Source organism: Drouetiella sp. (assembly GCF_059504425.1).
Genome location: NZ_JCACIN010000115.1, coordinates 60446 through 73981, shown reverse-complemented (window position 1 = coordinate 73981; position 13536 = coordinate 60446). Strand labels below are relative to the sequence as shown.

At 52.7% G+C, this 13536-nt stretch carries 14 protein-coding genes; 6 read left to right on the top strand and 8 right to left on the bottom strand.

All coding sequences use genetic code 11. The features are described 5' to 3' along the window. Window positions 1–17: 17 nt before the first annotated feature. Window positions 18–821 (bottom strand): SAM hydrolase/SAM-dependent halogenase family protein, encoded by an 804-nt coding sequence (locus AC5JMP_RS26035; RefSeq protein ID WP_495854413.1) that lies wholly within the window; start codon window positions 819–821, stop codon window positions 18–20. 2 nt (window positions 822–823) lie between these two features. Then, window positions 824–1405 (bottom strand): TrmH family RNA methyltransferase, encoded by a 582-nt coding sequence (locus AC5JMP_RS26030; RefSeq protein ID WP_495854412.1) that lies wholly within the window; start codon window positions 1403–1405, stop codon window positions 824–826. A gap of 91 nt (window positions 1406–1496) precedes the next feature. Between AC5JMP_RS26030 and AC5JMP_RS26025 the strand changes: the two genes are divergently transcribed. Continuing rightward, window positions 1497–1709 carry an acetyltransferase gene (locus tag AC5JMP_RS26025; RefSeq protein WP_495854411.1) on the top strand — a complete coding sequence of 71 codons (213 nt, stop codon included), beginning with the start codon at window positions 1497–1499 and terminating at the stop codon, window positions 1707–1709. Between the two features lie 10 nt (window positions 1710–1719). On the opposite strand, the gene AC5JMP_RS26020 is transcribed toward AC5JMP_RS26025, so the two are convergent. After that, window positions 1720–3084 (bottom strand): TldD/PmbA family protein, encoded by a 1365-nt coding sequence (locus AC5JMP_RS26020; protein WP_495854458.1) that lies wholly within the window; start codon window positions 3082–3084, stop codon window positions 1720–1722. 52 nt (window positions 3085–3136) lie between these two features. Further along, the gene (gene trmD / locus AC5JMP_RS26015) at window positions 3137–3847 is read right to left on the bottom strand and encodes a tRNA (guanosine(37)-N1)-methyltransferase TrmD (RefSeq protein WP_495854410.1); all 711 of its coding nucleotides are present in this window, start codon (window positions 3845–3847) and stop codon (window positions 3137–3139) included. An 18-nt stretch (window positions 3848–3865) separates the two neighbouring features. On the opposite strand from trmD, the gene AC5JMP_RS26010 reads away from it, so the two are divergent. From AC5JMP_RS26010 to AC5JMP_RS26000, 3 genes are all read left to right on the top strand, one after another. Then, on the top strand, window positions 3866–3997 hold the full coding sequence (locus tag AC5JMP_RS26010; RefSeq protein WP_495854409.1) for a hypothetical protein: 132 nt from the start codon (window positions 3866–3868) through the stop codon (window positions 3995–3997). Between the two features lie 62 nt (window positions 3998–4059). Further along, the gene (locus AC5JMP_RS26005; protein ID WP_495854408.1) at window positions 4060–4761 is read left to right on the top strand and encodes a PHP domain-containing protein; all 702 of its coding nucleotides are present in this window, start codon (window positions 4060–4062) and stop codon (window positions 4759–4761) included. A gap of 296 nt (window positions 4762–5057) precedes the next feature. Further along, window positions 5058–6146, top strand: a complete 1089-nt coding sequence (locus AC5JMP_RS26000) for a phosphotransacetylase family protein (protein WP_495854407.1) — start codon at window positions 5058–5060, stop codon at window positions 6144–6146. Here AC5JMP_RS26000 and AC5JMP_RS25995 read toward each other — a convergent pair. Then, window positions 6123–6770 (bottom strand): phosphoribosyltransferase, encoded by a 648-nt coding sequence (locus AC5JMP_RS25995; protein ID WP_495854406.1) that lies wholly within the window; start codon window positions 6768–6770, stop codon window positions 6123–6125. The genes AC5JMP_RS26000 and AC5JMP_RS25995 overlap by 24 nt on opposite strands. Window positions 6771–6876: 106 nt before the next feature. Beyond that, window positions 6877–7755 (bottom strand): 4-hydroxybenzoate solanesyltransferase, encoded by an 879-nt coding sequence (locus AC5JMP_RS25990; protein ID WP_495854405.1) that lies wholly within the window; start codon window positions 7753–7755, stop codon window positions 6877–6879. Between the two features lie 561 nt (window positions 7756–8316). On the opposite strand from AC5JMP_RS25990, the gene AC5JMP_RS25985 reads away from it, so the two are divergent. After that, complete coding sequence (locus AC5JMP_RS25985; protein WP_495854457.1) at window positions 8317–9165, top strand: cyanophycinase; 849 nt, start codon at window positions 8317–8319, stop codon at window positions 9163–9165. A gap of 432 nt (window positions 9166–9597) precedes the next feature. After that, complete coding sequence (gene cphA / locus AC5JMP_RS25980) at window positions 9598–12324, top strand: cyanophycin synthetase (protein WP_495854404.1); 2727 nt, start codon at window positions 9598–9600, stop codon at window positions 12322–12324. Window positions 12325–12384: 60 nt separating this feature from the next. Here cphA and AC5JMP_RS25975 read toward each other — a convergent pair whose 3' ends face one another. Beyond that, complete coding sequence (locus AC5JMP_RS25975; RefSeq protein ID WP_495854403.1) at window positions 12385–12573, bottom strand: Sec-independent protein translocase subunit TatA/TatB; 189 nt, start codon at window positions 12571–12573, stop codon at window positions 12385–12387. 10 nt (window positions 12574–12583) lie between these two features. After that, on the bottom strand, window positions 12584–13465 hold the full coding sequence (locus AC5JMP_RS25970; RefSeq protein ID WP_495854402.1) for a CPBP family intramembrane glutamic endopeptidase: 882 nt from the start codon (window positions 13463–13465) through the stop codon (window positions 12584–12586). Between the last annotated feature and the right edge of the window lie 71 nt (window positions 13466–13536).

Genomic DNA, 13536 nt, shown 5'->3' with positions numbered 1-13536 from the left:
ATTTGGGGTCGATCAATTTAGGCTTTGATCAACTGAGGCTCGATCGCGACTTTGATAGAGTCCGTCCAATTTAGCCGCAATTGAAAATGGGCATCGCCGCCGTTGACGGCAATTTCGATCCAGCCATGGCTACCAATCAGCGCTAGAGGCTTTCCGGCAGGGACATCGCCATACACCCGACAGCCGGGAACCGTTACCCGATTGACGATAATTGACCAAGATTTGTCGCGTACCGCATCGCCTGGAATGTTGGTGATCACATTGCCGAAGCGATCGATATGCTGAATATTGCCCGTATAGCCCGTTGGGGTGGACTTATGGGCTGCGATCGGCAGCTCCACCAGTGTTGCTGGATCGATCGCGGTCCCCAAATCCTGAATGGCTATGCCGCTGGCGAGATGTGCTCCCACGGGCGCAAAAATATCCCGTCCGTGAAAGGTAGCGCTAAGTTCGGCAGATCTCCAGTACCGCGAGTTACTCAGCTCAACGGCATGAAGGATCGATCGCCGCCGCGCCAGTTCTGTGAGCAAGCCGTTATCAGCTCCGACGAGGAAGCCGTCTGTCAGCTCTAGGGCGATCGCCCGTCTTGTGCCGCCCACTCCCGGATCAACCACGGCAACATGGACGCTCCCTGCCGGGAAATAGGGATAGGCGTTGATCAGGTGAAACTGAGCAGCAGCAATATTTTTGGGTGGCACCTCATGGGTAAGATCGACGATCGTGAGCGCCGGATTGATCTGATAAATCACGCCCTTCATCATGCCCACATAGGCATCATTGAGTCCAAAATCGCTGAGTAGGGTTAAGAGTTTATGCGCCATGGTTACGTTAGAGAAAGAGACTGTTGGCGAATGTATTCGTAGATGGCGATCGCCCCGGCAGTCTGCACGTTTAGCGACTCCACCATGCCACTCTGCGGAATGCTAAGGGCGCGATCGCACTGATCCAAAATTGCTGCCGGAATTCCAGTTAGCTCTTGCCCCAGCACAAGCACCGTTTTTTGCGAGAACACAAATTCTGTCAGCGGCAGAGCGGCAGGGTTAGCATCCAGCGCAATCAGACTATAGCCTAACTGCCGCTGCTGACTCAGCCAACTTGGGAGAACATCCAGCGCACAGGCATTTAATGGCTGCCAGTGATGTGCTGAAGCCGCCAGATTGCGAAAGGGATGGGTTTCGGCGATCGCTAAATCAGCTAATACCATCGCCTCCAGCCGAAATGCCTCCGCGGTGCGGCACAGTCCACCCAGATTGACGGGGCTATGCACTAAAGTTGCGCAAACTATTAACGAATGGCGAGGTAGCTGAGAATAGTCTGCGCGATTCATGTCGCGGGTAATGGGGGTGCGATCGGGCATAGGTGAAGTTCGGCAGTTTTGAATCTTGGATTGGAATCTAGAATTCAAAATAATGCCAATCCATCTCGATCGGTAGATGTCGCTTTGGGGCAGACGCAGGATTCTGAGAGATAGCACTATTTAATTGCAGCAGAAAACTATGCTTTTACAGAACAAGCAAACTGGAGTTTTGATTGAGATTGAAGATACCGTTGCCTTAATTAATCCTGCGGAGGAAAAAGTCTGCGGCAGGGTGCAGTCTGGAGAGGAAGAGCAAGATCCTGAGAAAGTTGCTAAGTATGAACTGGTTTTTCCTTCAGGTGAGGCATTGCCCCGCTGCTGGGTTGACGCAGAATATCGGGCCGCATTGTAGCTAGCTGCTGCTATCGTCCGCCCACAACCACGTTTTGAATCCGTACATGAGGGCCGCCCACGCTGACAGGTAAGGGCGATTGTCCGCCTTTGCCGCAGCCGCCGTTTCTATAGACAGAGTCACTGCCGATCGCATCAATGTCTTTGAGCGTTTGAAAAACGTTGCCGCTGAGGGTGACATCGCTAACTGGCTCAGCAATTTGACCATTGCGGATCATGTAGCCCTCAGCCGCTGCGAAGGTGAACAGTTCGCCGTTAGTCTGTCCACCTAACATCCGCACCGCATATACGCCTTCCTCAATGTCGCTGATCATGTCTGCAAAAGCGCGATCGCCCGACTCGATCCCCGTGTTGGTCATGCGGACGATCGGCGGATAGGTGGCGCTCAAAGCACGGGCATTACCTGTGGGCGCTTCGTGCATTTTCCCAGCAGTTTCACGGCTGTGCAAGCGCTGGGTAAGAATGCCGTCTTTGATCAAATACTTACGCTGTGCCGGAACGCCTTCGTCGTCGTATTTAAGGGAACCTGGCAAACCTGGGATCGTGCCATCATCCACCACATTGAGCTGAGGGATGGCGATCGGCTTGCCTAGCACCAGCAGCTCCTGCATTCGCGGATTCTCGTAGACAAAGTCTGCTTCAGACAAATGCCCAAACGCCTCGTGGATGAAGACTCCTGACAGATAGGGATCAAGCACAACCGGATATTGTCCGCCTTTGACAGGCTTCGCGTCTAGCTGCCGTACTGCTCGCTCTGCGGCGCTTTTCACCTGGGCCTCTAGCCCTTCCAGCGCTCCGTAGTCCGATCGCGAATGCACAGATTCAAAGCCCTGACGCACTACGTTTTCTCCACGCGCAACTACGCCAAATCTGCCGTTGACATCCAGCCGCTCCTGCACAATGCAGGTGCCCGAAGAGTTAACAAAATAATTTGTGCGAAACCGATCGCCATAGCCCACCATCGTGGTTTGAATACGCGGATCGTAGTCCAGCAAAATCTGGTTATAGGTTTCAATCAATTGCCGCTTGCGATCGAGAGAAACACCGCGCGGATCGTGACCCAGATCGACAGCCACATAGTCCTGGATGGAATCAACCGCCGCTAGCTCCGTGGTTTCTTTGCCGATGAGATGAGCTTGGGCAATGGCATCTTCAATCCGATTCTTGAGGTCGCCTAGCCCGTCGAATGTGACAAAACTCCAGCCGCCTTTGTGACAGGCGCGGATGCCGCCCGATAGAGAAAAGCTGCGATCGACTGCATCTAGCTGCTTGCCGCGATAGGAAATTGCCGTTGCTTCGCCTTGCTCTAGACGAACTTCCAGATAGTCCACGCGATCGCGGTAGAGGGCGATCGTATCCACAAGCCGATCTTGCAGGGAGAGAGTTGTAACCACGGGCTTTTCCTCTGATGCTCGATTTTCTTTTAGTTTAGCCCTTCTCGAATTTCTCGGATTGCTGCTGTTCTAGCCATGCTTTCCAAAGATCAGGGCGACGGTCACGAGTGCGCTCTTGCTGCTGCCGTTTGCGCCACTGAGCGATCGCCTGGTGATTGCCCGATAGCAGCACCTCCGGAACCTGCATACCGCGAAACTCGGCGGGGCGAGTATATTGCGGATAGTCGAGTAGCCCTGCCTCAAAGCTTTCCAGCTTCAATGACTCCTCTTTGCCGACCGTGCCGGGAAGCAGCCGAATAACGCCATTCAGCAGAGTCAGCGCCGGAATCTCGCCACAGGTGAGAACGAAGTCTCCTAGAGAAACTTCACGGGTAACGAGATTGAGAACGCGATCGTCTACCCCTTCATAATGTCCGCAAACCATGACAATTTGCTCATAGTTCCCTAGATCTTGAAACATCTTTTGGTGCATGGTTTGCCCCTGGGGAGTCAGCAGGATCACCTCTCGATTGGGCAACACAGGCACTGATTCTACAGCTGCAAAAATTGGCTCTGGCTTCAGCAGCATTCCCACGCCGCCGCCATAAGGTTCGTCATCTACTCGGTGATGTTTATCGGCAGTAAAGTCGCGGGGATTTACCAAATTGACTGTGGCAATCTCTTTGCTCAGCGCTCTACCCAGTAGCCCAGAGCTAAGCGGCGAGGTGAAAAAATCGGGGAACAGCGTAATAATGTCGAAGCGCACTGAAGTTAAAGGCTCTGAATGAAATCTCTGCAAGGGTCGCTTTTGCAATTATCGCTTACTGGGACGAACCTAAGACGAACCTGGGGCGATCCTGGGGCGAACCTGGGGCGATCGCAGAGTCAGCGTTGGGGCTATGCAGTCTCAAAATAAACAGGCAGGTCTAGATCATGACCAGGTATGATATCAGAATGTAAATAACCGTTAAGAGAACTATGGCTGCCGATCTGGTTCATGGTTTGGCTTCATCAGCGCAAGATTCAGCGCAGGATACAGCATCTCTCCGGTCTGTGTTTGAAGCAATCACGGCTGATAGCTGCCCTCACTCCTACAATTTTCATATGCACACCGTTTTTTCAGACGGTCGGCTTCAGCCGGAGCAACTGATCGCGCAAGCTGTGTCGATCGGACTAAAGGGGTTAGCCATCACTGATCACCACAGTGTCAGCGGCTACCGTCGGGCGCAACAGTGGCTTAACGAACAGCCCGATCGCCAGATGTTGCCGAAACTTTGGGTGGGGATGGAAGTGACCGCAAGTTTGTTGCAAGACGAAGTCCACATTCTGGCTTATGCGTTTGATCCTGACCACGATGCCATTCAGTCCTATGCTCAGAGCAAAGCCCCTGTGGGAGACAGAGCTGAAGCAGCCAGAGTAATTGCTGCCATCCATGCCGCTGGAGGCTTGGCGGTGCTAGCACACCCCGCCCGATATCGGCGATCGCCTGCCGACCTCATTCCTGAAGCGGCTCAAGCCGGGATCGATGGCATTGAGGCTTATTATGCCTACAATAATCCTTCACCTTGGAAAGCTAGCCCGAAGCAAACGCAGGAAGTGCGATCGCTTGGGCAAGTCTATGGCTTGTTTAGCACTTGCGGCACAGATACCCATGGTCTTAATCTATTGCAGCGGCTCTAGATTGCAGCGGCTTAGGGCGATTGGCTCAGGGCGATTGGCTCAGGGCGATCGGCTCAGGTCTGGCAAGATTGCTTCGTTCTCGAAAGTGCCACTGGAGATACCGAAGTAGATACAGAACTTGCACTAGGCTAGATCTCAACATAACTCCATACCGTGCTTAAAATACTCAAAGCTTAATGGCTCTGAGTCAGTCAGTGTTCAAGTAAAGCGCCTTGTCAGGCTCTAGGCTAAATTAGGCTTTAGGCTGAGCGCATCAAAAATCTGTCTCAATTCCATTCGATCGCAGGAGTGAGTGCGTGCCAAAACTCGCAAAGTACCTTTTAGTTGGATCTCCAGAAACCTATAGCGGCAAGTCTGCCATCATTTTGGGCATGGCGCATCGGTTGCAAGAGAAAGGGCTGGACATTTCCTATGGAAAGCCCGTCGGAACTTGCTTGAGTGCCTCTCAGGCAGAGTTAATTGAAGAAGATATTCAGTTTATTACGCAAACGCTCAAGCTTCCCCCAGAAAGGGTTCTGCCTATGCTGCTGCCGCTCAGCCAATCTGCGATCGCCCAGCGCCTGACCGGAGAAGATATTGCTGACTATGCCCAGCATCTCTTGAGCTACACCCAGACTCCTTCAGGGGATTTGGTGTTGCTAGAGGGCGCAGGAACTCTAGAAGAGGGCAAGTTGTTTAATCTATCTCTGCCTCAAATTGCCCAGACGCTAGATGCTTCGGTGGTATTGGTGTCGAGATTTCACTCTGAGCTGGTGGTGGATAGCCTGCTCGTAGCAAAGCAGCAGTTGGGCGATCGCCTCATTGGGACTTTAATCAATGACGTGCCCCATGAGCAAGTCGATCTGGTCAACAGTCAGGTGAAGCCTTTCCTAGAGAAGCAAGGTATTGAAGTGCTGGCCGTTCTGCCCCGAAACAACCTGTTGCGGAGCGTCAGCGTGGGGGAATTGGTGAAACAGCTTGGCGCAGAAGTGCTTTGCCGCGCAGACCGCATGGATTTGATGGTAGAAAGTCTCAAGATCGGGGCGATGAACGTCAACTCGGCGCTGGGTTACTTCCGCAAAGCTCATAACATGGCGGTTGTGACGGGAGGCGATCGCACCGACATTCAGCTGGCTGCGTTGGAGACTTCGACGCAGTGCCTCATTCTCACGGGGCATATTCCGCCCATGCCCACAATTCTGAGTCGGGCTGAAGACCTAGAGATTCCGATTCTCTCAGTCGATCTCGATACGCTGACAACGGTAGAAATTATCGATCGCGCTTTTGGGCAAGTTCGCCTCCATGAGCCTATTAAGGTTCAAGCCATCTGCCAAATGATGGCGAAACACTTCAATGTCGATCGCCTGCTGGCAAAGCTAGGGTTAAACCCCGTTGCCATGGTGTAATAGCTGACAAACTTCCTGATCAGAGGTTTGTGGAAAATTTCTGTAGTGCTGACCAATAGAGCGCAAGAGAGCGGGCATTGCCAAGCAAACCATTTCATCAGCCTGGATTTTGAGCTGTTCAGAGCTGCTGGGCGAGGCGATCGGTGTCGCTACAACGATCCAGCGCGGCTTCTGGGGTTGCAATGCCGCTATGGCAACTCGCATTGTCGCGCCCGTGGCAATACCATCATCGACCAAAATCACTGTTTGGTCGCGCACACTCAGGACAGGGCGATCGCCCCGATAGAGTCGTTCTCGCCGCTCTAACTCGGCTTGTTCGGCGGTCGTCACCTGAAGCACATCCTGATCAGAGATGTGCAGCAATTCCACAATATCTGTGTTCATCACCCTGGCTCCGCCTGATGCGATCGCTCCCATAGCCAGCTCTGGGTGATCCGGTACTCCTAGTTTTCGCACCAGGCAAATATCTAGCCCAACGTGCAGAACTTGAGCAATTTCATAGGCAACGGGCACACCCCCCCTCGGTAAAGCCACTACAACCACATCCGATCGGTTGGCATAGTGACCTAGCTTTTTAGCCAAGAGTTGCCCTGCCTCTGTGCGATCGCGAAACTGCGGTGCCATTGCCTCATCCTTCCTGTCCATTAGACCTCTTTTAAAGTTTTGGGATGAGATTTAGTAGGGACGCAGCCCCACTAAACCTAATTTGCAAGAGGTCTATTGAGTCCGATCAGCTTCCCAATAACATCCCGATTAGCAGCACAAATCCTATCCAAACATTCTGCCCGAAGATTTCACCATAAACCTGGGGCTTGGGCGATCGCGGACGCAACTGAAGATAATGCCACCCCCATCCGACACTCGCCACCCCCAAACTGACCCAAAAACTTATGCCTAGATCCATCACTTCGCCCACGCCAGCTAGAAGCAGAGTTGTCCCTAGGAAGAAAATTCCTACTGCATCTGCTGCATGTCGTCCAAAAAATCGGGCGCTTGAGTTAATGCCAATCCGCTCATCATCCTTGAGGTCTGCCATGGCATAAACGGTGTCAAAACCCAAAGTCCACAGCACTGTTGCCCCCCACAGCAGCCAGGTGGGAAATTCCAGATTTGTTGTCACGGCGCTCCAGCTAATGAGTACGGCAAATCCCCAGGCGATCGACAGCACCAACTGCGGAATTGGAAACACCCGCTTCGCCAAGGGATAAAGCACAATAAACGGCACGGCGGCAACACAGAGGCAAAAGCTGAAGAAATTGAGATAGACCGCCAGACCGCAAGCGCAGATGAAAGCGATCAGCGCTACAACAATGCCCGTTCTGACTGAGAGGGCGCGCGAGGCTAGAGGGCGGCTACGGGTGCGACTGACCTGGGGATCAATATTGCGATCCCAGAGGTCATTCACCACGCACCCTGCCGCGCTGGTTGCCAGAGTCCCCAAAATAATAATGCCGACCAGAGGCAAGGGCGGCGCTCCCCGACCTGCCAGCACCACGGCCCAAAGCGCAGGCAGCATCAAAATTAGCCGTCCGGCAGGTTTATCCCATCGCAGTAGCCGAGCCACGGTGAGCCAAATCGGTTCAGGACGGGGGGAATGCTGAGTCAGCATGGCTCCAATATTTTTTTGATAGATCTCTCATACAGTTTATGAATAATTTGAGTTCAGATTCAATTTAGAAATTAGGCTGCCCCAGATTTTGCCCAAATTTCGCCCAGATTTTGCACCAGCGATCGCCCCTCAATGTGAGGGCAAGAAAAGTCATTACGTTAGAACCGACACAACAGAAGCATGGCTCATTCGGTAGGCTTGGAGTCAAGTAAATTCCTTGAGCAAAATCCAGCACTACTCTAAGGTCTACGTAAGGTAAGATACTGGATGGAAGAAAGCAGCAGCAGTAATGATGTCTTCGGTTGAGCAGTAAATCCAAAAAATTTGGCACTCAATTGACGCGCACTTCTCGAAAAAAATTAAGAAGGAAGAGTAGAATATTGTCTCTGGACACCAGAAGCAATTATCAAGAGAACACCGCCAGAGAACACCGCCAGAGAACTCTCACAGTCATCAGGCTAGCGATCAGGCAAGCTCATAAACATGCACAGCATCTCTTTCGGTTGGCTACTGGAGCGTCTAACTCACTTTATGCCCAGAACTACGCCCAGAGGGGATGTCATGCTGCAACTCGACCCTAGACTTCTTCAGCAAAGGATGCCCCAGCTCACAAAAACCGCCGTCATGGTCATTGGCGGAGCCGAAGACAAACTTCACGGACGGATTATCCTCCAAACTTTCTTTCAGCGCTGTGGCGGAGCCGATGCCCGCATTGCTATTATCCCCTCTGCCTCACGAGAGCCAGCTGCAACCGGGAGCCGATATGTCACCATTTTTGAAGAGATGGGTGCTAAGGCGATCGAGGTCGTAGACATCCGCGAGCGAGAGCATGGCTCCAACCCTGAGTGGCAGGCTTTCATTGAAGACTGCACAGGGGTCTTTATGACAGGCGGGGATCAGCTTCGGCTCTGTGGGCTGCTCTCAGATACGCCCATTATGGAATGTGTACGCACCCGTGCCAGACTAGGCGAAATTACGTTGGCGGGCACCAGCGCAGGGGCAGCCGTCATGGGGCAGCAAATGATCGCGGGAGGAGGCAGCGGTGAATCGCCGAATCGCTCTCTAGTAGATATGACCATAGGTTTGGGCATTATTCCGGAGGTGGTAGTTGATCAACATTTCCATAATCGGAACCGCATGGCGCGATTGCTCAGCGCTGTCGCTTCCAATATGGACAAGCTAGCGATCGGCATTGATGAAGATACTTGCGCTATGTTTGAAAATAACGGTACTTTTCAAGTGATTGGTAAAGGTACGGTGACTATTATTGACCCAGGCGAATCGTCTTACACCAACTATCCCCATGTTGGCGATACCGATCCGCTCAGCATTCATAACCTGCGTCTGCATATCTTGAGTCATGGCGATCGCTATGACCTCCACAAGCGTCAGATGGTTTCATCTCCCTAAACCTGTTCGCTTGAATTGAGGCGATGCTTAAATCTGAGTATAAATGTTTGAAAACGGCGAGAAGCGCTGCTCTCAAACATTCTTAGAGGAATCAGCAACGCCTAAATTGATCGAGGCAATGTATCGAGGCAATGTGTTTTGCGGGATTGGCGATCGTTGATCTATAGCTTTAGCTAGTAACGCACGACTCTAAAAATTTTGACAGGCTAGTATACCCTAGTAGCATATCCGGGTTGTTTAGTTCATTTAAGTTTGGGCGTAGATCTTCAAAATCTAGCCAAAGTTCAAAGCCACTGGACTACGGGTTCAGTGCCGCGAAGTTCTTACAGCATCTCTAAAAAGTTCGTCACGAACTTTTTAAGGTGTACCTAAGCTCAAGACTAGACGAATACTGCTTTCTGCTCCATAGCCCTATGACGCTCTGATCTTGTTATGCAAATCCTCAAAACCCTAACGCTGCGCGGTCCCAATTACTGGAGTATCCGCTACAAAAAATTAATCGTCATCCGTCTCGATCTTGAAGATCTGACTGGGCGGTTTTCCAACGAAATTCCTGGCTTTTACGCAGGGTTGGCAGAAGTTTTACCCAGTTTAGTCGAGCACTTCTGTTCGTTAGGACAGCGGGGAGGGTTCCTCAGTCGGGTACAGGAAGGGACGCTGATGGGACATGTTGTTGAGCATGTGGCGCTAGAGCTGCAAACGCTTGCTGGAATGCCAGTCGGCTTCGGGCGCACCCGCGAAACCTCTGATACAGGTGTGTATCAGGTCGTGTTTGAATATGTGGATGAGCAGGCTGGACGCTATGCGGCGAGGGCAGCTGTTCGGCTCTGCCAAAGTATTGTGAGTACAGGTAGCTACTCTTTAGAAGAGTTGAAGCAAGACCTTGCTGACCTGCGTGACTTTGGTGCCCAGGCTTCCCTAGGCCCCAGTACAGAATGCATCGTCAGAGAGGCGGAAATCCGCGGTATTCCGTGGTCGCAGCTCAGTGCCAGAGCAATTATTCAGATGGGTCACGGTATTTATCAAAAGCGGATTCAAGCAACTCTTAGCAGCAAGACAAGCATTTTGGGCGTTGAGCTGGCTTCCGATAAAGAAGGAACGAAGCGAGTTTTAGGAGATGCAGGCGTTCCGGTGCCCAAAGGGACGGTGATTCACTACCTAGATGAGCTGGAGCAGGCGATCGAAGATGTGGGCGGATACCCGATTGTCATTAAGCCTCTAGACGGCAACCACGGACGTGGCATTACCATTAACATCAATCATCTAGAGCTGGCGGAAGAGGCTTACGATGCCGCCAGAGAAGTGTCTAAAGGCGTTATTGTCGAGCGCTTCTACACGGGGCAAGATCATCGGGTGCTGGTGGTCAACGGCAAGTTGGTGGCAGTTGCGGAGAGGGTTCCGGCTCATGTGGTTGGGGATGGGATCTCGACGATCGATCAGCTCATTGAAGAAACGAATCGCGACCCGCGCCGGGGTGACGGACATGAGAATATCCTGACCCGTATCGAACTCGATCGCACGTCCTGGGAACTGCTCGATCGCCAAGGCTATGCTCTAGACACTGTGCTCGGCAAGGGAGACATTTGTTATCTCAAGGCGACTGCAAACCTTAGTACAGGCGGGATTGCGATCGATCGCACCGATGAAGTTCACCCAGAGAATATCTGGCTGTTTCAGCGAATCGGTAAAATTATGGGGCTGGATATTGCCGGAATTGATGTTGTCACTGAAGATATCTCTCGACCCCTGCGAGATACCAACGGTGTCATCGTGGAGGTAAATGCGGCTCCCGGCTTCCGAATGCACTTTTGCCCCAGTGAAGGCATTCCGCGCAACGTGGCAGAACCCGTGCTAGACATGCTGTTTCCACCGGGTACCCCCACCCGAATTCCGATTCTGGCGCTCACGGGCACCAATGGCAAAACTACGACGACGCGGCTGCTGGCGCACATCATGAAGCGGACGGGGCAGATTGTCGGCTATACCACGACAGATGGCATCTATATTGGCGGCTATCTGGTCGAGCAAGGCGACACGACCGGACCTCAAAGCGCTCAGGTAATTCTCAATGACCCAACGGTTGAGGTAGCGGTGCTAGAGACGGCAAGAGGGGGGATTCTGCGATCGGGCTTGGGCTTTGACCAGTGCGATATTGGCATTGTCCTAAACGTTGCTGCCGATCACTTGGGCATTGGCGACATTGATACGGTGGAAGACTTGGCGCACCTCAAGAGCATCGTAGTAGAGAGCACCCGACCCAACGGTTACGCTATCCTCAATGCTGACGATCCGCTGGTGGCAGCGATGGCGGCACGGGTACAGGCACAAGTCGCCTACTTCTCAATGAACCCTGATAGCGAATTGATTCGTAGCCATACTCAGCAGGGCGGACTGGCAGCCGTCTACGAAAATGGCTACCTGTCTATCCTGAAGGGCGACTGGACGCTGCGGATTGAGCAGGCGGTAAACGTGCCGCTAACCATGGGTGGACGCGCTCCCTTTATGATTGCCAATGCTTTAGCAGCCAGTCTGGCAGCCTTTGCCCATGGCGTGAAGATTGAGTACATCCGCACAGCGCTGGCAACCTTCCAGGCTTCGGTCGGTCAGACCCCAGGGCGGATGAACCTATTTAATTTGGGGCAGTTTCACGCCATGGTGGATTATGCTCATAATCCCCACAGCTATGAGGCGCTGGGCGAATTTATCCGCAACTGGACAGGCGATCGCATTGGTGTGGTGGGTGGACCGGGCGATCGACGCGATGAGGACTTTGTCACCTTGGGCAAGCTCTCTGCCGGAATTTTCGATCGCATCATTGTCAAAGAAGATTATGACAATCGAGGTCGCCCTAGGGGAGACGCTTCCCGATTGATTATTGAAGGCATTGAATCGGCGGGCAGCGCCGCTCGCTATGAAACGATATTGGATGAGACTGAGGCAGTCAACATAGCGCTGGATCAAGCTCCCCAAGGCAGCCTGGTCGTGATTTTCCCTGAAAGCGTCAATCGGGCGATCGACCTCATCAAAGCCCGCAATCCTCAGGATGATCTCAACCTACCTGCCAACGTTCAGCCCCAAAGCCTGATGATGGAAAACGGCAATGGCTCTGTGGGTGTGTCGTCTGTGAATGTGGAATCTTACGCTCAGTCAGGGGGTTAGCGGGAGTCAGGAGTCAGGAGTCAGGAGTCAGGAGTTATTCTGGCTCCTGACTCCTGGCTTCTAGCTTTTATTCTCATCCTCCTGCCCGTCAAGCTTCGCCGTTTCCTCGTCAGGCTTATTCATTTCTTCCTTAAACCCCCGCAAAGTCTTACCCAGAGCATTGCCTAGCTCTGGAATTTTTTTAGGACCAAAAACCAAAACGGCAGCGATCGCAATCAGACCCAATTCCGGCCAACCTAAACCAAACATCGGCAGTCTCCTACAGTGAACCCCCTTCAAATATACGGAACTCTGTGGAGCTTTGGAGCAGTAGGGTCATAACTGTCGCCACTAGACCCATAAAGACCACGCCGATCGCTCCTGCCAAGGGCTGCCCTCCCCAACCCGTTATCCACTCAGGCACCCGTCCTGTGTAGCGAAGGACTTGCAAACTGTCTAGACTAGCGATTGCCCAGATCCAGCCAGCGTGCAGCCCCCAGGCTAGACCGAGATTGCCGCCATCCACGCTGCGAGCCAGCACCAGAGCTATGCCCATTAGCCAGAGTCCGGGCATCTGAGGCAGGTTTTGCCGACCTTCCCAGACAAGATGTAGTAGGGCAAAAATGAGGCTGGCGATCGCCCCAGCCCACCCAATCGAATAGTCTTGCCGTAGCTGATTGAGCAAAAAGCCCCGGAAGACCAGCTCCTCCACGCCGCCAACCCCTAACCCCAACAGCAGGGTCAGAAATACCGTACGGGCTGTCTTTAGGGATAGGGGAGCAGAAGCCTCTAGCCAGCCCCAGCACCTTTGCAGCGCAAACGCGCTCAGTAACCCGATCGCCCCTATGCCTAGCCCTAATCCTAGCGATCGCATGACGCCAATCTGCCAAGGCAAACCTAAATGTGCAAAGGTTTCCCCGGTTAGAGCTGAACTTCCTCCTATGAGCAAAGGCGCAATCAGGTACAGAGAGGCCAGCAGCGGCAGTTTTTGGGAAAGTGTGATGGGCTGTGCCGGTTGCCATTTTACGGCTATGGCGATGGGCAAGGCGATCGGGAGCCAGCATCCTAGCCAGACCGCAAAAAACAGCAGCACTTTTAGCAGGGAGGACGCATTGTTCCAAAACAGAGCGCTCTGAGTCCAGAAGTCCTGAAGAAAAGACACATTCAACGCCATCGAATTAAAAATAGTGCTTTAAAGATTCTAGGGGGCATGGTACTGCCACGCCCCCTAAG

Coding starts and splice junctions, on each gene's coding strand:
- AC5JMP_RS26035 (WP_495854413.1), bottom strand. CDS start 821: ATGGCGCATAAACTCTTAACCCTACTCAGCGATTTTGGACTCAATGAT.
- AC5JMP_RS26025 (WP_495854411.1), top strand. CDS start 1,497: ATGCTTTTACAGAACAAGCAAACTGGAGTTTTGATTGAGATTGAAGAT.
- AC5JMP_RS26010 (WP_495854409.1), top strand. CDS start 3,866: ATGAAATCTCTGCAAGGGTCGCTTTTGCAATTATCGCTTACTGGGACG.
- AC5JMP_RS26005 (WP_495854408.1), top strand. CDS start 4,060: ATGGCTGCCGATCTGGTTCATGGTTTGGCTTCATCAGCGCAAGATTCA.
- AC5JMP_RS25995 (WP_495854406.1), bottom strand. CDS start 6,770: ATGGCACCGCAGTTTCGCGATCGCACAGAGGCAGGGCAACTCTTGGCT.
- AC5JMP_RS25990 (WP_495854405.1), bottom strand. CDS start 7,755: ATGCTGACTCAGCATTCCCCCCGTCCTGAACCGATTTGGCTCACCGTG.
- AC5JMP_RS25985 (WP_495854457.1), top strand. CDS start 8,317: ATGCTGCAACTCGACCCTAGACTTCTTCAGCAAAGGATGCCCCAGCTC.
- cphA (WP_495854404.1), top strand. CDS start 9,598: ATGCAAATCCTCAAAACCCTAACGCTGCGCGGTCCCAATTACTGGAGT.
- AC5JMP_RS25975 (WP_495854403.1), bottom strand. CDS start 12,573: ATGTTTGGTTTAGGTTGGCCGGAATTGGGTCTGATTGCGATCGCTGCC.